This is a genomic window from Nocardia sp. NPDC058114, assembly GCF_042884695.1.
GTDB lineage: Bacteria > Actinomycetota > Actinomycetes > Mycobacteriales > Mycobacteriaceae > Nocardia.
Window position 1 is genome coordinate 626,688 of record NZ_JBHVTK010000004.1, and the last position, 23,185, is coordinate 649,872.

Consider the following 23,185-nt stretch of genomic DNA (forward strand, 5'->3'; position numbering starts at 1 on the left):
CGAGTGACCGACCAGAAGGTAGATTCCGGGACCGCGTCAACGCCGTGGCGCTCGGACGCCGAGGCAGTTCATCCCCTGGTCCGCAAAGCCGCCGCGTGGAGTTGGCGGCTGCTGATCATCTTCGGCGCCCTGCTCGCGGTCGGAATGCTCGTGCAGAAGTTCGCCACGGTGGTGATCCCGCTGGCCATCGCGCTGCTCGCCGCCGCGCTGCTCGCGCCGATGGTCGATTGGATGCAGCGGGTGGGGATTCCGCGTTCGCTGGGCGTGTTCGTCGCGCTGCTGGGGTCGATCGGTCTGCTGGCGGGGGTGCTGACCTTCGTCGTCGAACAGTTCGTCGACGGTGTGCCGGGGCTGTCCAACGAGGTCACCAACAGCGTGCACAAAGTGCAGGACTGGCTGATCAACGGTCCGCCCCATCTGAGCGATCAGCAGATCCGCAGCGCGGGCGACACCATCGTGCGCACCATTCAGGACAACCGCGAGAGCCTGACCAGCGGCGCGCTGACCACCGCCACCGCCATCGGCCACATTCTCACCGGTGCCTTCCTGATCCTGTTCATTCTCATCTTCTTCCTCTACGGCGGAGATCAGATCTGGAACTTCGTCACCCGGATCATCCCCACCGCGCACCGAGAAAAGGTCCGCACCGCCGGTGAACTGGGCTTCGGAACGCTGGTCGGGTTCGTGCGTGCCACCGTCGCGGTGGCCGCCGTCGACGCGATCGGTATAGGAGCAGGGCTGGCGATTCTGCATGTGCCGTTGGCCTTGCCGCTGGCCTCGCTGGTGTTCATCAGCGCGTTCATCCCGATCATCGGCGCGTTCTTCGCCGGGTTCGTCGCCGTGTTCATCGCCTTGGTCACCAAGGGCCTGGTGACCGCGCTGATCGTGCTCGGCATCATCATCGCGGTGATGCAGCTGGAAGGCCATGTGCTGCAACCGCTGCTGCTCGGGCGGGCCGTGAGTATCCATCCGCTGGCCGTGGTGCTGGCCATCACCGCGGGCTTGGTCGTCGGCGGGATCGCGGGCGCACTGCTCGCCGTGCCGTTGATCGCGGTGGGCAACACGGCGATTCGCTATCTGCTCGCCGACAGTCCGGAGGAGGCCTTCGGCGAGCTGGTCGCCACCGAGGAGCGAAAACGGTTCAGCGCCGAACCCGACAAGCCGGAGCCGCCGGGCCGCTTCGATGTGGCGAAGCGGCTGCGCATGGAAGAAGCCGAGTCCGGCGATGCGGACTCACACCGCTGAGCTGAGCTCGGCCGACGCCGCCACCGCGCCGCTGTGGCGGGCGGCGCAGGCGTTTCGGCTGGTCACGCTGCTGTACGCGATCGGTCAGCAGATCGCGTCGGTGTCGTATTACGAGCATCCGCGACTGAGCTGGATGCTGATCGCGGTGATGGCGATCTGGTCGGGCAGTTCGGCGCTGCTGCTGTCGCAGTGGTACTTCCCCGAGGCGACCGGGAAGATCCGCGGCTGGGTGGTGTTCGGCGACCAGGTGGTGACGATCGCGCTGATCGCCTCGACTCGGCTTGTCGCGGACTACGATTGGTACCACGGACATCAGACCCTGCCGACGACGTTGTGGATCGCGAACTCGGTGATCTCGATGGCCATTCTGCGCGGACCTGTCGCGGGTGTTGGCGCCGGACTTGCCATGTCGGCCGTCGTGGTGACCGTGCGGGATCAGTGGGGACAGGACGTCTGGGGCGACGCGACCGCACCGGTACTCGTTTCGGTCGGGTTGGCGCTCGGGTTGGCCGCCAATACCGCTCGACGGGCGCAGGGGCAGCTCGAACGGGCTTTGCGAATCACGGCGGCGGCGCAGGAGCGGGAGCGGCTGGCTCGCGAGGTGCACGACGGGGTGTTGCAGGTGCTGGCGTTCATCAAACGCCGTGGAAGCGAGATAGGCGGGCCCGCACAGGAACTCGCGCAGCGGGCCGGAGAGCAGGAGGTGGCGTTGCGGGTGCTGCTGTCCGAGCAGGCGGAGCTGCCAGATCCGGGGTCGGGCGACGTGGATCTGCGGCCACTGCTGACCGCGCACGCCACGCCGAAGATATCGGTGGCCACGCCGGGCGATCCGGTGCTGGTAGGACGGATGGTCGCCCAGGAGATCGCGGCGGCGGTGAACACCGCGCTGTCGAATGTCTCGCTGCACGCCGGCGCCGACGCGAAAGCCTATGTGCTGCTCGAAGACACCGGTGACGGCTTGGTGGTGAGCGTGCGCGACGACGGTGTGGGGATCGCGACGGGACGGCTGGAAGCGGCCGAAGCCGAAGGGCGGATGGGGGTTTCGCGGTCGATCGTCGGCCGGATCGAGACGCTGGGCGGCAGTGCAGAGTTGTTGACCGAGGGCGCGGACCTCGGTACCGAGTGGGAATTCCGGATTCCGCGCCATCCGGCGCGCTGAGAAGAGGAGCTGGGCGATGCCGGTGATCACGGTGATGGTGGTCGACGACCATCCGATGTGGCGTGAGGGTGTTTCGCGCGATCTCGCCGAAGCCGGTTTCGAGGTACTGGCCACCGCCGACGGCGTCGGCACGGCCTCCCGCCGGGCCGCGGCCGTACAGCCGGACGTGGTGTTGATGGATATGCAGCTCACCGACGGGAACGGGGCCGCGGCCACCGCCGAAGTGCTGCGGGTGTCACCGCACAGCCGGGTGCTGGTGCTGTCGGCCTCGGCCGAGCGCGACGATGTGCTCGACGCGATCAAGGCCGGAGCCAGCGGATATCTGGTGAAGAGCGCGTCCGCCGCCGAGCTGATCGACGCTGTGACGGCCACTGCCGCTGGTCAGCCGGTGTTCACGCCCGGGCTGGCCGGGTTGGTGCTCGGCGAGTATCGGCGGATGGCGACCGCACCGGCGGCCGCCGATCAGCCGCATCGGCCGTCGTTGACCGAGCGGGAGACCGAAGTTCTGCGGATGGTGGCCAAGGGGTTGTCGGCCAAGCAGATCGCTACTCGATTGAATCTCTCGCACCGGACCGTGGAGAACCACGTGCAGGCGACGCTGCGCAAGTTGCAGCTGGCGAATCGGGTCGAACTCACCCGCTACGCGATCGAGCAGGGGCTCGAGTAGCCACAGTGATTAGGGGTTTGCCCTGATGTGCTCGGTAGGGGTGTCTGGCTACCCTCGATGACATGGGCGGTCCTGAATCCCTCTTCGTACCCGGTGCCGCGACGGCTGGTCCCGTCGGTGACCGTGAGCTGCGTGTTTCCGATGCCGAACGTGAGCATGTCGGTCAGCTACTGCAGCGTGCCGTCGGGCTCGGCATGTTGTCGCTCGGGGAGTTCACCGAGCGGATGGACACCGCGCTGGCCGCCAAGACCCGCGGTGAACTCAACGCCGTGCTGGTCGACTTGCCCGGTATGCGGGTGGCGGGCACACCGCAGCCCGCCGCGATGCCGCGCCCACGACACATCCCGGTTCCGGCCGGTGGATCGAATCCGAGCGCGATCCGCAGCCGGTTGTCGGGGGTGCATCGACGCGGGCCGTGGCAGGTGCCGCCGGTGCTGCACCTCAACAACCTGATGTCCGGGGTGACCTTGGACTTCACCGAGGCGGTGATGCAGACGCAGATCGTGGAGATTCAGGTCGACGACTACTGCACGAGCCTCACATTGCTCGTCCCAGCGGCGGCCACCGTCGACCTCAACGGTCTCGATCTGGTGGGGTCCTCGGCCAACAACAAGGTGCGTACGGGGCCGCCGATCGGACCTCTGCACCTTGTTGTGCACGGACGTATCCGGTTCGGGTCGGTGACGGCGAAGTATCCGTTGATGGTGCAGTGGCGACGGTTTCTGGGGTCATGATCCCGGGTAGTCGGGGAGACATCGAGGGCTACCCGGGCTGATTCGGGTAGGAACCGGGGGCTGACGGGGGTTTCTACTCATGTTCGGCGGGTGTCGGGCGCCGACGATGGGGATATGAGTACCGCTATTGATCCCGCGCTCGTAGCGCGGCTCTCGGGGGAGTTCACCGCGCTGGGCGCCAGGATGGGTCAGCTGGGGGGCGATCTGGACGTGCTTTCCGCGCAGTTGCGGGCCGAAGAAGCGCTGCGCGCGGGTGAGGTGGTGCCCTCGAAGTCGAGTGCGGCTGCTGTGGGGCCTGCGGCTGTTGCGGGGTCGCCTGCTGTGGGGCCTGCGGCTGTTGCGGGGTCGCCTGCTGTGGGGCCTGCGCCCGTTGTGGGCCCGCCGACTGTTGCGGGCTTCGGGCCTGGTCGCGGCGGTCCGCCTCGGGGCGCTGACCTCGGTCCGGCGGAGTGGCCAGGTGGTGGCCACACAGCGACCTACGCGCCTGCGCCGGGAGCGGCTGTGCCCGTGGGCGCGGGGCAGGGGCGTCAGGTCGGGTCCGGGTGGGGGCAGGGAACTTATCCGGCTGGTCGACCCTTCGCGCCGATGCCGATGCCGATGCCGATGCCGATGCAGATGCGTGGGCCGGGGCGCGAGGCTCGGGTGCCGTGGTGGCAGCGGGAAGGGGTGATTTCCCGGGTGCTGGCGGTGGCCGGGGTCGGCGTGACCTTGGTCGGCGTGCTGATGCTGTTGGTGTTGGCCGCACAGGCGGGGTTCTTCGGCCCGATAGCGAGAGTCGTTGCTGGGGAGGGGCTTTCGTTGGTCCTCGTGGGTCTCGGGTGGCGGGTCTTCGGTCGGCCCGGCGGCCGGGTCGGCGCAATCGCGTTGGTGGCCACCGGTATCGCCGGGATGTATCTGGATGTCGTTGCGGTGACGGGATATTACCGATGGGTCCCTGGCGGGGTGGGGCTCGCGGTGGCGCTGGTGGTGGCGTTGATCGGGGTGGGAATCGCGGTGCGGTGGCAGTCGCAGCCGCTGGCCGTGGGGGTGGTGGTGGGGGCCGCGGTGCTGTCACCCGCGTTGACCACCGAGTTGATGTTGCTCGGGTTCCTGGTGGTGTTGCAGGCGGCCGGGGTGCCGGTGCAGATGCGCAGGGATTGGCCGGTGCTCCACGTGGCGCGCACTGTGCCGGTGGTGCTCGCCGTGCTGGGGATGGTGGCGTTCAGCGGGATCGAAGGGGTGATCTCCGGCTCGGAGGCGCAGCAGCGGCAGGGTCTGCTGGTCGCCGCGATCGCCTGTGCGGTGGTCGGTCTGGTCGGCGCGCTGCTCGCGGTGCGGCGCAGGCACGATGACATCACCGCGAGCATCACGATCGCGCTGACCGCCCTTCCGGTGCTCGCCGTCGCCGTACTGTTCGACCGAATGGTGAGCGCCTCGATCACCGCGGCTCTGGCCGCTGTCCTGCTCGGCCTCGCGGCCACCGCGGTGATTCCGCGCCTGACGGGAGTGGGCCCCGCCGCGACGCCTCCCCGCCCCGCGAATGCTCCTGATGCCGAGGATGTTCGGCCTGTCGCAGTGTTGCGGATCGCGCGGCACACGGCGCTGGTGGCGGGTCTGACCGGTGCCGTAGCTCTGTCGCAGACCTGCGTGGCGGCGACGAGCGGTCACCCTCGACTGCTACCGACCATGCTGTTCGCGGCCGGTCTGGGGTTTCTCGCGGTGGCCGCCGTCAGTCGCACCCGGGTGGCCGCCGGGCTCGGTATCGCGTTCGCGTTGCTCGGTGGGCTGGTGATGCTGGCGACAGCTACGCCGGAAACACTTGCGCTGCAGTGGCTCGCGGAGCGGGAACTCGATGTCGCGACTGCCGTGGCGGCCGTGGTCGGGTTGGGCGTGGCGGCGATGGTGGCGTGGACCGTGCCACGGTTGCCGCGGTGCGACGATCCGGCGCTCGTCACCGGGGTGTGGATCGCGGTGAGTATCGCCGGGCTGTACTACGTGCTGGTCGCCGCGGTGTCCCTCGGCGTATCTCTGGGCGGTGCCGATGGTTTCATCGTCGGGCACAGCCTCGCGACCATCGTGTGGATGGTGGTGGCCACCGGCTCGCTGTTCTACGGTTTGCGTCGTCTCGCCAGTTCGCCCGCCGTGGCGAAAGTCTGCCTGGTGTCCGGCCTGCTGGTCGCCGCGGCGGCACTGGCGAAACTGTTCCTGTTCGATCTGGCGACACTGTCCGGCCTGGTCCGCGTCACCGCGTTCCTGGCTGTCGGAATCCTGTTGCTACTCACCGGAACCCGCTACGCACGTGCCTTCGCCGAGGCCGCACCGCCGCGCCAGGTCTCCTAGAAACAACGAACCGGCGGGGCTCGAAAGCCCCGCCGGTCGCGTGTCAGCACTGCGAACGTCAGTCGTCCTCGCGTCGGCGCAGCAGTTCGTTCACGCTCACCGTCCGGCCCTCGTTGCCGTGGTGGCGACCCTCGTCCGCGGCCGTACCGCGGCGCGACGAGCGCAGCTGAGCCATCCAGTTCTCGATCTCGTTGCGCGTATCGGCGGGGGATTCCGCTGCGGTGGCATCGGTTTCGGCGGCAGGAGTATCCAGGGACGCATCGTCGGAAGGCTCCGCAGGCGATGCGGGCGGCGTCGGAACAGCGGTGAAACCGGAAGGCGCCTGCCACTGACCGGGGGTGCCGATCTGGTCGGTCGGCGGTGCCTCGCCGGCCGGTTCCCCACTGGCGGCCGATGTTTCGCCGGTTGCCGAATCCGGCTGCCGGGGTGAAGGCGCGGCCTCGGGTCGGACCTCGGTGAATCCGGGCGGCGCGATCTGCGGACGCACCACGTTTGCCGGTCGAGCCGAAGTCGGCCGGTCACCGGAGGAATCGACGACAGGACGATCACGGTTCGCCTCGTCGGCCGAGGACGGGGTGACCGGCGAGAAGCGAGGTCCGCTGTCCTGGTCGGACGAGGTGAAACCGCGTGGTGTGCCGGGGCCGGTCATGCCGTTGTTCCACGGGGAGCTCGGCTGCGGTTCCACAGGTACCGCGGTGCCGAAGATGCCCTGCGGCGGGATAGGCGACTCGGGTTCCGTTTCCGCGCGAGCCGGACTGCCCTGGTGAGACTCGGCGCGATGCACGCCGGGCGCCGCTGTGAAGTCAGGGCTCGCTGTATCGACCTCATACGGGCGCGAATCCGTCTCGCGCACAGGGGGATCGGCCTGCTCCGTCGGACGGCTCTGTTCGGTCGGACGGCTCGGCTCGGTCGGACGGCTCGGCGCGAATGGACGGCTCTGTTCGAACGGACGACTCTGCTCTGACGGACGGCTCGGCTCCGCCGGAGGGGCCGCATCGACCGGATCGGGCGCGGGGGAGTCGGGCGTGACCGGCCTGAGGTTCGACGCGGTCACCGGGCTGAACCCGTTGAAAGTTCCGCTCGACGGAGTCTCGCTCGCAGGCGCGGGGGGTGTCGCGTTCGGGGGCGTGTTCACGATCCTCGGCGCCTGCGGCGGGACGATCCCACGCGGCGGCGGTGTCGCCGTGTTCGGCCTGGCCGGGGGCACAATGCTGGGTCGCGGCGGCGAATCGGCAGGGGGGGTGCCGAATCCGGCGCTGTCGCCGGTCTCGTCGGGGGTCGACACCCGGGGCACCGGCGGAGTCTCGCCGATCACGCCGGAGGTGTTGTAGCCCGAAGGCGGCTGTACGCGTTCGGAGCCACGCGGCGCAACCCCGGTGACGATGCCGGGCAGATCGAGGCCGGACCCGGTGTCGACCGGTCCGGGTCGCGAGATCGACGGGCCGGTGGGGGTTTCGGCGGTGCCGTTCGTGCGTCCGCGCCCGTTGGTCGAGCGAGCGGCGCCACCGGGGCCGGTTCGGGGATCGCCGAGATCGGCGAGGGGGATGGGGGGTGTGCCGAAGCTCGGCCCCGAATAGCCACGGTCTTCGTCCTCGGCGGTATCCGTGGTCGAATCATCAGGTCCCTGAACGGGATTCGGAGCATCCGGCTTCATGATCGGCAGCACCTGGGTCGGCTCGCCGGAAACGTACTTCGGCAGGTCGGGACCGGAGTCCTCCTGCTTCGCCGTGTCCTCCGGAGCGACTTTCGCCGGCGTACCCGGCTTGACCACGGGCAACTCCCGGGTCGGCTCGCCCGAGGACAACACCGAGGCGCGAGGACGCGTCGGATCGGGCGACATCGGCTGGCGCGAACGGGCAGGTTCGGCGGCGTCGGTGTCGGTGATCTTGTCGATGCGCTGGGTCGGGGCCTCGGCCTCGATCTCGGCGACCGTGCGCGGCCTGCGCGGGGTGCGGGCCAGCTTGGAATCGGGGACCACCGTCATCTGCATGGTCGGCGGGTCGGTGATCGGGGTGGTCTTCACCAGGTCGACCACGCCACCGTGTTCCGGGCGCTCGTCGTCGAGGATGGGTTCGCCGAGGCCGATCTTCTCCTGGATGCGCTTCATCCACTTCGGCGCCCACCAGCAATCGTCGCCGAGCAGCTTCATGATCGCCGGGACGAGCAGCATGCGCAGAATGGTGGCGTCGATGAACAGCGCCGCGATCATGCCGTAGGCGATGTACTGCATCATCACCATGTCGGAGAACGCGAACGCGCCGGTCACCACCAGCAGAATCAGTGCGGCAGCGGTGATGATCCTGCCGGTTTGGGCGGTGCCGATCCGCACGGCTTCGGTGGTCGACGCGCCTTGGGCGCGTGCCTCCACCATGCGGGAGAGCAGGAAGACCTCATAGTCGGTCGACAAGCCGTAGATGATCGCGATGATCAGCATCAAGACCGGTGCGCTGATCGGCTGTGGCGTGAAGTTCAGCACCCCGGCGCCGTGGCCGTCGACGAAGATCCACGTGAGGATGCCGAGGGTCGCGCCGAGACCGAGCGCGCTCATCAACGCGGCCTTGATCGGCAGCACCAGCGAACCGAACGTCAGGAACATCAGCACGGTGGTGGTGACCAGCACGAGCAAGATCATCCACGGCATCAATTCCAGTAGCGTGTCGATGCTGTCGGCCATGAGCGCGGGCTGACCGGTGACGTACATCGTGACGCCGTCGGGTATTTCGATCGAGCGGAGATAGTCGATCGTCGGTTCGGCGCCGCCGGTGGGATCGACCAGGGTCGCCGAGGTGCGGAACACCTCGGGGTTGGTCGGCGACTTGACCGGCACCTCGAACGGACCGACCAGCCCGGGAGCCTGGTTGGCTTCCTTCCAGACCTTGCCGATCGCGTTGGTGTTGTCCGAGACGAAGACCAGCTGGATCGGGTCGGTCTTCTTCTGCGGGAAGACTTCGTAGAAGTGCTCGAGTGCGGACCGGGTCGTATTGTCCGGCGGGAGGTACTTCTCGTTGATGCCGCCGAACGCCAGGTCCTTGACCGGGATGATCAGCAACAGCAGACCGACGGTGATCGGAATAGCGATCTTGAGCGGGTGCTTCATGACCCAGCGGGTCGTGTTGCCCCAGAAGCCGTTCTCGATCTGCTCGGCGGTCTTGGTCTTGCGGAACCGCTTGAGACCGAGCGCGTCGACGCGGGGGCCGAGGATGCCCAGCATCGCGGGCAGGATGGTGATCGCGGTCAGTGCCGCCAGCGAGACGGCAGCGATGGTGCCGTACGCGACCGACCGCAGGAAGCCCTGCGGAAAGATCAGGATGCCGCCGAGGCTGGCGATGATCATCGTCGCGGAGAAGACAACTGTTCGTCCGGCGGTCATCACCGAGCGCCGCACAGCGGCGGGCGTGCTGTACCCCTCGGCCAGTTCCTCGCGGAAACGGCTGACTATGAACAGGCCGTAGTCGATCGCGAGACCGAGCCCGATCATCGAGACGACGCCGGTGACGAAGATGTTGACCTCGGTGAAATTGGTCAGCACCGTCACGATGCCGGTGGCACCGATGATCGTCAGACCACCGATGATCAGCGGCAGCGCGGCGGCCACGATGCCACCGAAGATGAAGAACAGCAGGATCGCCACCGCGGGGAAGGCCAGCACTTCCATCCGCTTGGAGTCGTGGTCGAGGGTGTCGGTCAGCGTGACCGCGATGGGCTGCAAGCCCGAGACCTCGACGTCGACGCCCGGGATGTAGAAGACGTCTTGCACGGCACGGTAATTGGCCATCATGACCGTGTCGTTGTCACCGGCGATGGCGATCGAGGCGAACGCGTGTTTCTTGTCCTTCGACCCGAACGCCGACGGCACAGCGGGCGCGTCGCCCACCTTCCAATAGGTGCCGTTGATCTTGCCGATCTGATCGGGATGTTCGGCGACAACCCCGGTCAGGCTGGCGACGATCTTCTGCTGGAACTCCGGGTCATCGATCGTTTTGCCCTCGGGGGCGTTGTACATGACGATCACGTCGGCGTTGTGGTCGCGCCCGTATGACCCGTCGGCGATCTCCGCGCCCTTCACCGACTCCGAGCCCGGATCGAACCAGCCGCTCTGAGTCAGGCGGGGGCCGAGCCCCATGCCGTAGGCGCCCAACGCCAACATCGCCGCACCGACGACAACGATGACGACGAAGCGGAACCGGTAGACCAGATCGCCCCAGCGGGTGAACACTTAAGCGACTCCTTGACCAGGGCGAGAAGTGAGTAGCGCAGACAGCGGCCGGAACGGCTGCAGCCAAGCGCCCTCGTCGGGCAGCGACTCGAGACTCACCCGCGGTAGCGGTTCGCGGAACACGCCGGGGATGTCCTCGAGGTCGACGAACCCGAGGGTATCCGAAGTGACCGCCCAACTCGCGTGCTCACGGAATCCGAGCACCTGAGCTGGGATTCCCTTGGCCGCGATGGCTTCCAAGGGTTCACGGAAGGCTTGGCCGTCGGCCGAGGCGACCATGATGCCGGCTAAACCACCGTCGCGTTGCCGGGTCGCGATGTGCGCGAGCATGTCGGCGTCGACATCGGAGTCTTCGTCGATCTTGGGCTTGGCGAACACCGCGAAACCGACATTGCGCAGCGCTTCCACCCACGGGCGAACCACGTCGGCGGTACCGGGCGCGATATTGGTGAAGACGGTGGCCTCGGCCTCGATGCGCCCCTTGGAGGCGACCGAGATCTCGGCGGTGCGGGCCAGCAGCCAGCGGCCGAGGGCGTCGAAGCGGGGGCGGTAAGCGGCGGTGGGACGCCCACCGAGGATGGCGCCGAGCCCCATGTCGAGGTTCGGCGCGTCCCAGACCAGCAGGACACGTCGAACATCGGAACCGCTCAACGCCTCGGAACCGGAGCCTGCCTGGGCGGGCACCGGCATCTCGGGGGCGATCTCACTCACGCTCATCTGTCGATCTTCCCCCATATGAACTCGTTGATGGCGCTACCGGCACGCAGGCCTTTGCCTTCGAACTTGGTGACGGGCCGTTCGAAACCGATCGGCGCGGTAGTGCGGTTGGCGGCGCTGTCGCCGCCGGTGGTGTCGTTCAAGCCGGTGAACAGCGGTTCCTTGGAGCCTACTTCGAGAATATGTTCGGCGTAATCCGCGTGGTCGGTGGCCACGTGCAGCACGCCGCCGGGCTTGAGTCTGCTGGCGATCAGGGCGAAGGTCGGCGCCTGGAGCAGCCTGCGCTTGTGGTGGCGGGCCTTCGGCCACGGGTCGGGAAAGAACACCCGAACACCGATCAGCGACTCCGGGGCAACCATGTTCTCCAGGACGTCCACGGCGTCGCCGCGCAGCAACCGGATGTTCTCGATCTCCTCGCGCTCGATCTGCTGGACCAGCTGGGCCAGTCCGGGCTGATACACCTCGATGCCGATGAGATTCAGGTGCGGTTCGGCCTTCGCCATGGCGGCCGTCGCCGTGCCGGTGCCGGTACCGATCTCGATCACCAGCGGCGCCTCGCGCCCGAACCAGGCGTCGGCTTCGACCGGATCGTTGGACACATCGCGCCCGATCACCGGCCAGGTGCGGTCCCATGAGGTCTGCTGATTCGGCGTCAGCGCGCCTCGCCGCGAGCGGAAGCTCGTGACGCGCGGGTACAGCCGGGAGCCGGTGAGCGAGCGCCTGCCCGCGTCGTTCGGCATCTCCGACAGCTTGTGGCTGGTCGGCTCGGCGTGGTTGGCGGCGTCGTTCACGTCGTCCATTGTCCAGCATGCGCGGAGCTACGTCGCAGGCGAGTTCGGGGGACCGCTGATCCGCCCAGGTCGGCAGAAGGTTCGCCCCGCCCCGGCTCGGCGCGGATCTGACACAATGCCCTCCGAAAAGGGGGTGTGCGCAATGCCGACAGCCACTGAATTCGCACAGACACGACCCGCGGACCAGCTCGACGCGCTGATCTCGGTTCTAGGTGCAGGTCGCGGGGGTGATCCGGGGATCGCCGAACAGCTCGCCGCGGCGGCTGCGCGCCGCCGTCGTCCGCTGCACATCCAGATCACCGGGCGTGCGCTGAGCGGGCGGACCACCGTGATGGCCGCGCTGGCCCTGTTGTCGGCGCAGGAGACCGCGCCGGTCGATCAGCCCGAGCTGCCCGACCCGGTCCTCGACGGCGATCTGGTCATCTATGTGCTGGCCGGTGCGCCGCAGGCCGCCGACTACCGCCTGCTCGCGACCGTGCCGCAGGGTCGCGGCGTGGTGGTGCTCAACAAGGCCGACGCGGTGGGCGCGCGCTGGGGCGAGGCCGTGGCCGCGGCACAGCGGCACGTGCAGGAGCTCGGCCTGCCGATCGTGCCGATCGTCGCCTCGGTCGCCGCCAGGACCAGGTCGGGAGCGGTGAGCGCGGAGGATCTGAGCGATCTGCGCAGGCTCGCGGTCGGCCCCGATGTGCCGTCGGTGCTCGCCGCCGATCTGTTCATCGGCGTCGGCTCCGACCAGGAAGCGCGCAGACGGCTGATCGCCAACTGGGATCTCTACGGTGTGGACTGCGCGCTGTCGGCCCTGCGCGCCGATCCCGATCTGCCCGCGTCGGCGATCATCCAGATCCTGCACTCCGCGAGCGGGGTCGATCCGCTGCACAAGCTGGTCCACCGCCGGTACGAGCAGGTGGAAGCGGTGCGCGGCGGCGAACTGCTCGACGAGCTGACCCGGCTGGCCGCCCGCGCGGTTCCCGGCGACGGCGGCCGCGCGCGAGAACTGATCGAGCACTATCTCACCGGAGACGAAGCGCTCTGGGCCGGTCTGTGCGCCGGATTGGCCTGTCCGCAGGTCTCCCACCTGGCCGCCGGCTACCCGTCACCCGCGCCCGGCGACGCCGACGAGGCGCTCGCCCGCGCCACCCGCTGGCGTGCCGTCGTGTCCAGCGACATGCCACCCGCTGCCCGGCGGGCCGCGCTGCGCGTGCACAACGGCTATGTCAGAGCCTGGGAGCGGATGTCCAGTGCAGGCCTCTGAGGTCCCGCCCGGCCAGCGCTCGGCCGTCGACGCGAGCGGCGATACGAGTGCCGCGTCCGCCGACGACCCCGGTGCCCTACCCGCGGCGGTGGACGCGGTGATCGACCGGTGGAATCCGCAGGGTGGCGCCCTGCTCCGGGCGATGGCCGCCGCGGGGGAGGGCAGCAGCGTCGACTTCTACGCCCCCGACGACGCCAACACCACTCTGCTGCGCACCGAACTCGCCCGCTTCGAACCCCATATCGACCTGGCCGATCCGACCGTGGGCAACGACCCGGCCGCGGCGCTCATCCTCTTCGACGCGGGCAGTGTCCTCGGCGCCGGCATGTTCGCCCTGATCGACCGTCTACGCGCCGCCGATCAGCGAATCCTGCTCGCCATGAACGGCTTTCACGCCTATCAAGACTGGCGCGCGACCCGCGACCGCAACCTGGAACTGCTCGCCGCGCGCGGCATCACCGACCTCGACATCGTCGCCGTCTCGGCCCGGCTGGCCGCCGCCGCCCGCGCCACCGACGATTCGGCCCTGCTCGATCGCTCCGGCGTGGCCGGACTGCACGCCACCCTGGCCGCGGCCACCGCGAAGGGACCGGCCGACGGTGCCCAGCGCCGCACCGCCGTCCGCACCCGGGTGCTCACCGACACCAGAGCGAGAATCGACGAACAGATCACCGCACTGCGCTCCGGCACGGACACCGCACGGATCAGGGAGGAACGCATCGGACTGGTCGCCGAGCGCGACGGCGGTCGCCAGACCGGTCTCGCCGCCGTGCGCAGCCAGGTGCAGCTCGCCCGCGTCGACCTGACCACCGAGCTCGGCGCGATGGTGCGCGCACTGCACACCCGCTCGCGCGCCGAACTCGACCGCTGCGACCGCGCCGAACTGCGCGCCTACCCACAGCGTTTGCAGCAGGCGGCCGGTGAGCTGTCGGTCTCGGTCGACGCCGTCATCGACGAACGGGTCAGCGAAGCGGCGCGCCGGATCGGTACTGCCGCGCCGACCACCCGGCGCCGCGATCCGGCGCCGCGAGTCGGTCCGGATCCCGGCAAGAGACACCGAGGTGTCGAAGATCACCTCATGATCGCGCTCGGCGCGTCGGCCGGCGTCGGCCTCGGCCGATTGGTCGTGGCACCGCTGTCGCTGGTCCCGACACTAGACGTGGCGAGCGTCCCGGTGACGCTGCTGCTCGGCGCGGGCGCGGCCTACTGGGTCGTGCGCGCCCGCGGCCAACTCGCCGAACGCAACCACATGGCCCAGTGGGTCTCCGAGGCATTGGTGAACGTCAAAGCCCAGCTCGAACAGCGTGTCGCGGGAGTGCTCGTGGACATCGAGGCCGAATTGGCCGAGCACGTGGTTCGGGAATCGACCGCGCGAGCGGTGGCCGTGGATCGGCGTGTCACCGAACTCGACGCGCTCGCGCGCAGGCTCGTCGCCGAGCGTCCCGCACAGCTGACGGCCTGTGAGCGTGACATCGCCACGCTCGATCGACTGTGAGCGCGGGATTGACCGATACACCGGTGGGTACCTGTTAGGGAGCCCGATGCCATATCGGTCGTCATATCGCGTTAACCTTGAGGCAGGAACCTGGGCGTCCGCTCTTGCCAGTCGATGCGCGGCCACCGTCCGTGTACGGCCTTCCTAGCCGTCTATCGGGGTTGTGCGACGGTTGGTCACTGCGGACGCCTTACCCGCCCATGGTGGCGATCGATGGATCGAACAACCGCCCATCTCAGGAGAGTTTTCATGACCTCAGCGACCATTCCTGGTCTTCGTGGATCCGACGGCACGGCGCCGACCGAGCACAGTGAACTGCTCGCCTGGGTACAGGAAGTCGCAGAGCTCACTCAGCCCGATCGCGTGGTCTGGGCCGACGGCTCCGACGCGGAATGGGATCGCCTGACCACTCAGCTGGTCGAGGCAGGCACCTTCCAGCAGCTCGACGAGAAGAAGAAGCCCAACTCCTTCCTCGCGCTGTCCGATCCCTCCGATGTGGCCCGCGTCGAATCGCGCACCTACATCTGTTCCGCCACCGAGGCCGACGCCGGTCCGACCAACAACTGGGTCGACCCCGCCGAGATGCGCGCCACCATGACCGAGCTGTACCGCGGCTCGATGAAGGGCCGCACCATGTACGTGGTGCCGTTCTGCATGGGCCCGCTCGGCGCCGAGGACCCCAAGCTGGGCGTGGAGATCACCGACTCCGAGTATGTGGTCGTTTCGATGCGCGTGATGACCCGGATGGGCCAGGCCGCGCTCGACAAGCTGGGCGCCGACAAGCCGTTCGTGAAGGCGCTGCACTCCGTGGGTGCGCCGCTGGCCGAGGGCCAGGCCGACGTGCCGTGGCCGTGCAGCGACACCAAGTACATCACCCACTTCCCCGAGGACCGTGAGATCTGGTCCTTCGGTTCGGGCTACGGCGGCAACGCGCTGCTCGGCAAGAAGTGCTACTCGCTGCGCATCGCCTCGGCGATGGCCCACGACGAGGGCTGGCTGGCCGAGCACATGCTGATCCTCAAGCTGATCTCGCCCGAGAACAAGAACTACTACGTCGCCGCCGCGTTCCCGAGCGCCTGTGGCAAGACCAACCTCGCGATGATCCAGCCGACCATCCCCGGCTGGCGCGCGGAGACCCTGGGCGACGACATCGCCTGGATGCGTTTCGGCAAGGACGGTCAGCTCTACGCCGTGAACCCGGAGTTCGGTTTCTTCGGCGTCGCGCCGGGCACCAACCACAGCTCCAACCCCAACGCGATGGCCACCATCGACGCGGGCAACACCGTGTACACCAACGTCGCCCAGACCGACGACAACGATGTGTGGTGGGAGGGTCTCGAAGGCGACCCGCAGCACCTGATCGACTGGAAGGGCAACGACTGGACCCCCGAGTCGGAGGGCCACGCCGCGCACCCGAACTCGCGCTACTGCACCCCGATGTCGCAGTGCCCGACCCTCGCGCCGGAGTGGGACGACCCGCAGGGCGTGCCGATCTCGGCCATCCTGTTCGGCGGTCGCCGCAAGACCACCGTTCCGCTGGTGACCGAGTCGTTCGGCTGGGAGCACGGCGTGTTCATGGGCGCCACCATGGGCTCGGAGCAGACCGCCGCCGCCGAGGGCAAGGTCGGCACCGTCCGTCGCGACCCGATGGCGATGCTGCCGTTCCTCGGCTACCACGTGGGCGACTACCTCAACCACTGGATCGACCTCGGCAAGAACGCCGACGCGAACAAGCTGCCGAAGATCTTCTACGTGAACTGGTTCCGTCGTGGCGACGACGGCCGCTTCCTGTGGCCCGGATTCGGTGAGAACTCCCGCGTGCTGGAGTGGATCGTCGGCCGCATCGAGGGCCGCTCGGGCGCCACGGCCACCGCCGTCGGCAATGTGCCTTCGGCTGCCGATCTCGACCTGGACGGCCTCGACGTGGTCGCCGCCGATGTCGACGAGGCACTCGCGGTGAACGCCGACGAGTGGCGCAAGGAGATCCCGTCGATCGAGGAATGGTTCGAGTTCGTCGGCGACAAGCTGCCTTCGGGCGTGCGTGACGAGTTCGAGGCACTCAAGGAGCGCCTGGGCTAGTCGCCCCGCAAACACTGAACCGCCCGTACCGTTTCGGTACGGGCGGTTCTGTTCGTCTCAGGTCGTCGGACGATTTCCACAGTCTCGTTCTGGGTACATCTGTCGGTGTCAGAGAGTCGCGTGTGGCGGCAGCGTTACCTTCGCCTATATTTCCTCTCGAGCTGATACCCCTGCGAGACTCCTGCACCGCCATGCGGTCAACGACGAGATCGACGCTGAGAGGTGGTTTGACGCATGACAGATCTGGTGACCGGATTCGAGTCCGACACCTATTCGAGCACGCCCATGCAGCGCGTGGCGGGCCGACTGGAACGGGCCCTGCCCCCGGGCTGGCGGGTCGAGGTCGTCGACCTACCCGCCCGGGGTGAGGTGGCCGCGCAGCCGGTCCTGCGGGTCCATATGCCGGAGAACTAAGCCGTGGCGTCGGTCCATCCCATGGGCATGAGGACCGACTTCTGCTCACAGAACGCGTCGAGGCCCTCGGGGCCGTTCTCGCGGCCGATGCCCGAGTTCTTGTAGCCACCGAACGGTGCGGTCGGGTCGAAGGCGTACCAGTTGATCGCGAAGGTACCGGTGCGGATCCGGGCCGCGACCTCGACGCCGTGCTCGATATCGGTGGTCCAGACCGATCCGGCCAGACCGTAGTCGGAGTCGTTGGCGATGGCGATGGCCTCGTCCTCGGTCTCGTACGGGATCACCGAGAGCACCGGGCCGAAGATCTCCTCCTGGGCGATGGTGCTCGCGTTGTCGACGTCGGCGAAGATCGTCGGCTCGACGAACCAGCCGCGGTCCACGCCCGCGGGCCTGCCGCCGCCGAGTACCAGCCGCGCGCCCTCGGCCTTGCCCTTGGCGATGTAGCCCTCCACGCGGTCACGCTGCTTTTCGCTGATCAGCGGGCCGAGCTGGGTGGCGGGATCGGTCGGATCACCGGTCTGCATGGTCTTGACGTGCGCGACCAACGCCTCGACGATCTCGTCATAGCGACTGCGCGGTGCGAGGATTCGGGTCTGCGCCACGCAGCCCTGCCCGCTGTTCATCAGCCCGGAGAACGCGAGCACGGGAATGCTCGCGGCGAGGTCGACGTCGGGCAGCACGATGGCGGCCGACTTGCCGCCGAGCTCCAGCGACACGGTCTTGAGCTGCGCACCGGCCAGCGCGGCCAGCTTCCTGCCCACCGGGGTGCTGCCGGTGAAGGTCACCTTGTCGACGCCGGGGTGGCCCGCGAGGTATTCACTGGCCTCGGCGTCGGCGGGCAGCACCGAGAGCACGCCGTCGGGCAGGCCCGCCTCGGTGAAGAGGTCGGCGAGGATGTTCGCGGTCAGCGGAGTCAGTGGCGACGGCTTGAGCACCACGGTGCAGCCGGCCAGCAACGCGGGTCCGAGCTTGTTCGCGGCGAGGAACAACGGGACATTCCAGGCGGTGATCGCGGCGACGACACCGCGGGGTTCCCGTGAGACACGCGAGGTTCCGAACAGGCCGACTCGAGTCTCGTTCCAGGCGAACGTCTTCGCGAGCTCGACGAGGGCGTCGAGTGCCGCGACTGCGGGAATCTGGTTGAGTGTCAAGGCCGCTAACGTCGGCGCGCCCATCTCCGCGGTGAGCGCGGCGAGCAATTCGGGCGAACGCTGCTCGATCAGCCGCGCGACCTTGCTGAGTACCTCCGCTCGTTCCAGTGGAGGCGTTGATGGCCACGGCCCGCTGTCGAACGCGTCGCGCGCCGCGGCGACCGCGGCGTCGACATCGGCGTTCGTTACCGCCGGCACGCTGCCCACGGTCTCCTCCGTTGCAGGGGAGACCACCGAAATGCGGTCACTACCGGCCGGGGTGGTCCACTTCCCGCCGATGAACAGACTGTCGTAGTGCATGAGAACACGTTACAGTTTTGCGGGCGAATTGTCTGCAACCTGTTCTAATTCGCTGCGGCGCAACGACTGTGAAGATGGTGAATTCCAACCTGTCGGTTCGCTTTTCGGGGAAACGCACTATTGCGTTCCGCTGGTGAAAAGGGGATGCTTTAGCTACTGATCAGCTCGCTCGATTCATCGAACATTAACAGCGAATTGGGGAGACCGACTCATGGCTGTGCAAGTGATCGGCCGATCGTTGATGACCAGCGACCAGACCGACCATCAAGCGAAAAGTGTGGGCAGTGGCGGATGGGTTGTCTCATTCCTGCCCGGCCGCACACTCACGATCGAGCAGGCGACTGCCGCTATCCAGGCCGCTGAGGCGGTCGCGATGGTCGGCGCGCTGGCCGATCAGGTCGGCCTGACCACGTTGGAGACCGTGGGCCTGGCGATTCAGGAATCGCCGTGGGTCAGGGTGTTGCCCGAGCCGATGCGGAGGTCGCGGCGCTTGAGCTGGCTGGCGTGATCATGCTTTGGTAGCCACCACCACCAAGTTGCTGACCAGTAACTCGCGAATGACCGGAACTCGGACGAGCCACCAGGCCCAGTGTGGGTGATAACGCGGAAAAATAGTCCGCACGTCGGCTGAAGTCGTTGCTGCCCAGTGCAACCCATCCGCCGCGGTCACCGCGAACAGTGATCGGCCGAACCTGTTCTTCGGTTCGTGTCCGTTCTTGCGCCGGTACCGGCGGGCCGCGTACTCGCCACCGAGGTAGTGCCAGAGGCCGGTCTCGTGCCCACCGAACGGTCCGTGCCACACCGTGTACGAGTACACGATGAGGCCGCCGGGCTTGGTCACCCGCACCATCTCGTCCGCCATCAGCCATGGCTGCGGCACGTGTTCGGCGACGTTGGAGGAGAAGCAGACGTCGACGGAGTTGTCGAGGAACGGCAGCGCCATCCCCGACCCGCGTACCGAACCCGACACCCGCAGCCCGGCCGCGTGCATCTCCGACGGGTCGGGCTCCACCGAGACGTAGCGGGCGCCCACCGCGGTGAACTCGTCGGCGAAGTAGCCGGGGCCGCCGCCCACGTCGAGGACGACGGTGCCGGTGAGGTCGCGGCCGGTGATGTCGGCGTAGAAGTCGCCGATCAGCTCCGCGCTGTCGGTGGCGATGCCGCCGTAGAAACGGGCCGGGTCGGACTGCTCGAAGCGGAAGCTGGTGAGCAGGCGCAGCGAGCGGCGCAGAGAGGCCCGGCGCGCGAACCTCGATCGGTCGCGTCGATGGACGGGCTGCTCGGTTGTCGGCTGGGTGGCGATCGGCACGGGCAGGAGTTTATGGGCAGGCCCTTCGGTCGCGGCTGGTGGTGGGGGCGTTGGGTGGGTGGGTTGGGTTCGTCTTCACGGGGTCGGCTCGGGTGCGACGGGCTGATCTGGGCGGGCGCGGTCGATACAACCGTGTTGCGTGGAGCACACCCGCTAGTGTGGGGGCCGACGTTTGTCTGCCACCGAACCGAATGCGAGCCCCGACCGTGCGTGAAGTCCTCCTACTCTGCTGGCGTGACACCGGGCACCCACAGGGTGGCGGTAGCGAACGGTATCTGGAGCAGGTAGGCGCCCAGCTGGCCGCGCGTGGCATCAAGGTCACCCTGCGTACGGCGGGGTACCCGGGCGCCCCCAAGCGTGAGCGGATCGACGGCATCGACATCAGTCGGGCGGGCGGCCGCTTCACCGTCTACCCCCGCGCGCTCGCCGCCATCGTGGCCGGTCGGCTCGGTATCGGCCCGCTGCGCGGCCTGCGCCCCGACGTCGTGATCGACACCCAGAACGGCATTCCGTTCTTCGCCACCGCGACGGGTGTGCCCTCGGTGGTGCTGGTGCACCACGGACACCGTGAGCAGTGGCCGGTCGCCGGTCGCCTGGTCGGGCGGATCGGCTGGTGGATCGAATCCACGCTGTCCCCGCGCGTGCACCGCGACAACCAGTACCTCACCGTGTCGCTGCCGTCGGCCGAGGAGCTGTCCGCGCTCGGTGTGGACCGTGAGCGCATCGCCGTGGTCCGCAACGGTGCCGAACCGGTCCCCGCCGCGGTCGTCCCCGGCGACGACGCCACCCGCGCCACCCACCCGCGCATCGCGGTCCTGTCGCGCCTCGTCCCGCACAAGCAGATCGAAGACGCCCTCACCGCGGTCGCCCACCTGCGCGAACGCTTCCCCGACGTGCACCTCGACGTCATCGGCGACGGCTGGTGGGCCCCCAACCTGCGTGCCTGCGCCGACGCACTCGGCATCGCCGACGCCGTCACCTTCCACGGCCACGTCGACGAACGCCGCAAACACGAGATCCTCTCGACGGCCTGGGTCCACGTGATGCCCTCGCGCAAGGAAGGCTGGGGCCTGGCCGTCATCGAAGCCGCCCAGCACGGCGTTCCCACCATCGGCTACCGCAGTTCCCGAGGTCTCACCGACTCCATCGTCGACGGCGTCACCGGCGTGCTGGTCGACGACGCCCCCGCCCTGGCTGCGGCCGCCGGGGACCTCCTGGCCGACCCGGATACCCGCCTGGTGATGGGCGAGAAGGCCAGGGCCCGTGCCAACGAGTTCTCCTGGGAACAGACCGGCGCCGGTGTCTTCGAGGTCCTCGCCGCCGCCGCGCGCGGCCGCACCGTCAGCGGATTGGTCTCCCCGGCCCGGGTCTAGTCGACTCGGTTACCCGCTGCCTCTCGATCTGCTCGCCGGGCGCCCGTCCGGTCCGGGCGCACGGCCGCGGCAATCAGTCCCGTGAGTAGCAGGGCCGCCCAGAGCAGGTGGGCCGCGGCGGAGGTTCGGCGCTGGGCCGGGGTGGCGATGTCGAGCAGGGTGGGGGAAGGCACGCGGTAGAGCGCCAGGTCTTTGTCCTGATACGTCAATTCGGCCGTGGTGAGAGTTTTCTCGGAGGCGCCGAGCGGGCCGGGGGTGGTGCGTTCGATCAGGATCCAGCCGACGCCGAGGGCCGCTAGTTCGGTGGCCGGGGCACCTTCGAGGAGCGCTTGCTCGACGGTGCGGGCGCGGTTGCCCTCTCCGGTCACCGCGTAGCCGCGAACTCGGAGTTCGCCGGTCTGCAGGACATCGTTGGGGAGGATGCGGGGAGCCGGGTCGAGGACGGGAGCTGTTCCGCTGTACGGGAATCGGCGGAACATCCCGGCGGGAAGTACCGCTATGTCGCCGGGAGCGTCGATGTGGTCGACCACCTGTTGCCAGCCCGCGGGGTAGTGGACGGGGCGCACGGCGCCGCCGACTCCCCAGGCGAGGTCGGCCAGCGGGAGGGTGAGCAGAAGAATGAAAAGGATTGCGGCGGGGCGAAATCCGGTCCGGCCATCACGAATTTCCGGGTGCCCTTCGGCGGCAGAAGCTTCCGGGTCGTTGGCCAGTACTCGGCGGGCTGCCACGGTGACGGTTCGGCACGCGGCCGCCGCGCACAGCGCGTAGGCGGGCATCGCCAACGCCACGTACTTCTGCGTATCCCGCAGCAGCCCGGCCCCGGGAACGTGCACCACCAGCCATTCTCCGGCGGCCAGTCCCCAGCTGGTCGCGCCGAGGGCGGGCAGCACGATCGCCACCGCCGCGATCACCAGCAGCGCTCGCCCGTCACGTCCGAGCGCCCATACCGCCCGCACCCCGCACGCGACGATGCCGAGCAGCAAGAGTGTGCCGAGCAGGGCGAGCGGGGTCGTGCGGCTCGCGGGGACCGCTTCGCCGTTCCAGATCCCGCCCAGCCCGGCGAGGCTGCCGAGCGTGCCGAGCCACGGTTCGGCCCGGGCCGCGAACGCCGAGACCCCGGCCGGGTCCGACGGCTCGGCCCCCGATCCGAGCGCGGTCGCGGTCAGCCACGGCGCGCAGGTCACGATCCACAGCGCGACGGCGGGGAGGAAGGCCCGCCGCCCGACCAGCGCGAGCCCGATCACCGCGGCCAGCAACGAGCCGGTCGGCGTCAACCCGGCAGCGGCGAAACTCGCGGTCAGCGCCGCCCATCCACCGAGCGACGCGATGAATCCGAACCGGCTGCCCGGCCCCGCATCGTCGCCGGATTCCGTTCTGCTGGTGGCTGTTCGGATGCGCGCGGCGGCGAGCGCGGTCCACGGGAGGGCGGCGTAACCGGCGAGCAGGCTCCAGTGGCCTTGAAGAAGTCGTTCCGCCACATAGGGATTCCACAGCGCGAGGGTCGCGGCGACCAATTGTGCTCCGGTAGAGGCGGAGACGAGCCGTCGCGCGAGTACCGCGGCGCCGTACCCGGCCGACCACAGCGCGACGATCAGAATCGCCTTCACGAGAATTCCGCCGTCGATCACCGGCGAGAGCACGGCGAGCACGGCGTCCTGCGGAACGGCGCGAGGTGCGGCCGCGCCCACGCCGAGTGCCGAATCGGTGAGGAAGGAACGTGGGGTGCTCACCGCGTCGCGCAGCAGCAGGTAGCCCGATCCGGCGAGCGGTCCGACGATGATCATCGTGAGCAGAGCGCAGTACCCGGCCACCAAGGCCCTTGCTCGCCCGCTACTCGTCACGTCCACGCACCTTACGTCCCGTCGGGCTGCGCCGTGGCCGGGGTCGAATAGGCGCTGTTCGGGGCCGAATCGCTCGAAGGTGAGTCCGCTCGGACTCACATTTTCGGGGTGGGCGTGATGGCG

At 68.6% G+C, this 23,185-nt stretch carries 17 protein-coding genes; 11 read left to right on the plus strand and 6 right to left on the minus strand.

Features of this window, described 5'->3' with window-relative positions; genetic code table 11:
- Positions 1-3 precede the first annotated feature (3 nt).
- The 5 genes from ACFVVI_RS18980 to ACFVVI_RS19000 all read left to right on the plus strand — a co-directional run bounded on the left by ACFVVI_RS18980 (position 4) and on the right by ACFVVI_RS19000 (position 6,124).
- Positions 4-1,245: an AI-2E family transporter gene (locus tag ACFVVI_RS18980; RefSeq protein ID WP_378989211.1), complete on the plus strand. Its 1,242-nt coding sequence runs from the start codon at positions 4-6 to the stop codon at positions 1,243-1,245.
- Positions 1,226-2,404 carry a MacS family sensor histidine kinase gene (macS, locus tag ACFVVI_RS18985; protein ID WP_387446126.1) on the plus strand — a complete coding sequence of 393 codons (1,179 nt, stop codon included), beginning with the start codon at positions 1,226-1,228 and terminating at the stop codon, positions 2,402-2,404. The genes ACFVVI_RS18980 and macS overlap by 20 nt, the downstream gene beginning before the upstream one ends.
- Positions 2,405-2,420: 16 nt before the next feature.
- A complete protein-coding gene (locus ACFVVI_RS18990) occupies positions 2,421-3,071 on the plus strand; it encodes a response regulator (protein ID WP_378916257.1) in 651 nt (216 codons plus the stop codon).
- Between the two features lie 62 nt (positions 3,072-3,133).
- Positions 3,134-3,805, plus strand: a complete 672-nt coding sequence (locus ACFVVI_RS18995) for a DUF1707 domain-containing protein (protein WP_378653837.1) — start codon at positions 3,134-3,136, stop codon at positions 3,803-3,805.
- Positions 3,806-3,919: 114 nt separating this feature from the next.
- A complete protein-coding gene (locus tag ACFVVI_RS19000) occupies positions 3,920-6,124 on the plus strand; it encodes a DUF2339 domain-containing protein (protein WP_387446127.1) in 2,205 nt (734 codons plus the stop codon).
- A gap of 58 nt (positions 6,125-6,182) precedes the next feature.
- On the opposite strand, the gene ACFVVI_RS19005 is transcribed toward ACFVVI_RS19000, so the two are convergent.
- The 3 genes from ACFVVI_RS19005 to trmB are packed head-to-tail and all read right to left on the minus strand — an operon-like array spanning position 6,183 to position 11,857.
- Positions 6,183-10,340: an MMPL family transporter gene (locus tag ACFVVI_RS19005; protein ID WP_387446128.1), complete on the minus strand. Its 4,158-nt coding sequence runs from the start codon at positions 10,338-10,340 to the stop codon at positions 6,183-6,185.
- Complete coding sequence (locus ACFVVI_RS19010) at positions 10,341-11,057, minus strand: NYN domain-containing protein (RefSeq protein ID WP_082844190.1); 717 nt, start codon at positions 11,055-11,057, stop codon at positions 10,341-10,343.
- Positions 11,054-11,857 (minus strand): tRNA (guanosine(46)-N7)-methyltransferase TrmB, encoded by an 804-nt coding sequence (gene trmB, locus ACFVVI_RS19015; protein WP_378635039.1) that lies wholly within the window; start codon positions 11,855-11,857, stop codon positions 11,054-11,056. Before trmB ends, ACFVVI_RS19010 begins: the two co-directional genes overlap by 4 nt.
- 133 nt (positions 11,858-11,990) lie before the next feature.
- Here trmB and ACFVVI_RS19020 point away from each other — a divergent pair, with 133 nt between their 5' ends.
- From ACFVVI_RS19020 to ACFVVI_RS19035, 4 genes are all read left to right on the plus strand, one after another.
- Entirely contained in the window at positions 11,991-13,100 is a 1,110-nt protein-coding gene (locus tag ACFVVI_RS19020) for a hypothetical protein (protein ID WP_387446129.1), read from the plus strand.
- A complete protein-coding gene (locus ACFVVI_RS19025) occupies positions 13,087-14,595 on the plus strand; it encodes a hypothetical protein (RefSeq protein WP_387446130.1) in 1,509 nt (502 codons plus the stop codon). The genes ACFVVI_RS19020 and ACFVVI_RS19025 overlap by 14 nt, the downstream gene beginning before the upstream one ends.
- Before the next feature lie 249 nt (positions 14,596-14,844).
- Positions 14,845-16,674: a phosphoenolpyruvate carboxykinase (GTP) gene (locus ACFVVI_RS19030; RefSeq protein WP_378989205.1), complete on the plus strand. Its 1,830-nt coding sequence runs from the start codon at positions 14,845-14,847 to the stop codon at positions 16,672-16,674.
- 234 nt (positions 16,675-16,908) lie between these two features.
- Positions 16,909-17,088: a hypothetical protein gene (locus ACFVVI_RS19035; RefSeq protein ID WP_378989204.1), complete on the plus strand. Its 180-nt coding sequence runs from the start codon at positions 16,909-16,911 to the stop codon at positions 17,086-17,088.
- Here the strand turns inward: ACFVVI_RS19035 and ACFVVI_RS19040 are convergent.
- Positions 17,085-18,539, minus strand: coding sequence for an aldehyde dehydrogenase (locus ACFVVI_RS19040; RefSeq protein ID WP_378989203.1), 1,455 nt, complete (start codon positions 18,537-18,539; stop codon positions 17,085-17,087). The genes ACFVVI_RS19035 and ACFVVI_RS19040 overlap by 4 nt on opposite strands.
- Before the next feature lie 211 nt (positions 18,540-18,750).
- Here ACFVVI_RS19040 and ACFVVI_RS19045 point away from each other — a divergent pair, with 211 nt between their 5' ends.
- Positions 18,751-19,047 (plus strand): hypothetical protein, encoded by a 297-nt coding sequence (locus ACFVVI_RS19045; protein WP_056823697.1) that lies wholly within the window; start codon positions 18,751-18,753, stop codon positions 19,045-19,047.
- Here ACFVVI_RS19045 and ACFVVI_RS19050 read toward each other — a convergent pair whose 3' ends face one another.
- The gene (locus ACFVVI_RS19050) at positions 19,048-19,848 is read right to left on the minus strand and encodes a methyltransferase domain-containing protein (RefSeq protein ID WP_378989202.1); all 801 of its coding nucleotides are present in this window, start codon (positions 19,846-19,848) and stop codon (positions 19,048-19,050) included.
- Positions 19,849-20,054: 206 nt separating this feature from the next.
- Between ACFVVI_RS19050 and ACFVVI_RS19055 the strand changes: the two genes are divergently transcribed.
- Positions 20,055-21,221 carry a glycosyltransferase family 4 protein gene (locus ACFVVI_RS19055; RefSeq protein ID WP_378989201.1) on the plus strand — a complete coding sequence of 389 codons (1,167 nt, stop codon included), beginning with the start codon at positions 20,055-20,057 and terminating at the stop codon, positions 21,219-21,221.
- Here ACFVVI_RS19055 and ACFVVI_RS19060 read toward each other — a convergent pair.
- On the minus strand, positions 21,218-23,062 hold the full coding sequence (locus ACFVVI_RS19060; protein WP_387446131.1) for a hypothetical protein: 1,845 nt from the start codon (positions 23,060-23,062) through the stop codon (positions 21,218-21,220). The two genes, ACFVVI_RS19055 and ACFVVI_RS19060, sit on opposite strands and share 4 nt — an antisense overlap.
- Between the last annotated feature and the right edge of the window lie 123 nt (positions 23,063-23,185).

Excerpts from the sequence above, each read along its gene's own strand:
- ACFVVI_RS18990 (WP_378916257.1), top strand. The coding sequence starts at position 2,421 with ATGCCGGTGATCACGGTGATGGTGGTCGACGACCATCCGATGTGGCGT.
- macS (WP_387446126.1), top strand. The coding sequence starts at position 1,226 with ATGCGGACTCACACCGCTGAGCTGAGCTCGGCCGACGCCGCCACCGCG.
- ACFVVI_RS19030 (WP_378989205.1), top strand. The coding sequence starts at position 14,845 with ATGACCTCAGCGACCATTCCTGGTCTTCGTGGATCCGACGGCACGGCG.
- trmB (WP_378635039.1), bottom strand. The coding sequence starts at position 11,857 with ATGGACGACGTGAACGACGCCGCCAACCACGCCGAGCCGACCAGCCAC.
- ACFVVI_RS18995 (WP_378653837.1), top strand. The coding sequence starts at position 3,134 with ATGGGCGGTCCTGAATCCCTCTTCGTACCCGGTGCCGCGACGGCTGGT.
- ACFVVI_RS19035 (WP_378989204.1), top strand. The coding sequence starts at position 16,909 with ATGACAGATCTGGTGACCGGATTCGAGTCCGACACCTATTCGAGCACG.
- ACFVVI_RS19045 (WP_056823697.1), top strand. The coding sequence starts at position 18,751 with ATGGCTGTGCAAGTGATCGGCCGATCGTTGATGACCAGCGACCAGACC.
- ACFVVI_RS19010 (WP_082844190.1), bottom strand. The coding sequence starts at position 11,057 with ATGAGCGTGAGTGAGATCGCCCCCGAGATGCCGGTGCCCGCCCAGGCA.
- ACFVVI_RS19020 (WP_387446129.1), top strand. The coding sequence starts at position 11,991 with ATGCCGACAGCCACTGAATTCGCACAGACACGACCCGCGGACCAGCTC.
- ACFVVI_RS19040 (WP_378989203.1), bottom strand. The coding sequence starts at position 18,539 with ATGCACTACGACAGTCTGTTCATCGGCGGGAAGTGGACCACCCCGGCC.
- ACFVVI_RS19000 (WP_387446127.1), top strand. The coding sequence starts at position 3,920 with ATGAGTACCGCTATTGATCCCGCGCTCGTAGCGCGGCTCTCGGGGGAG.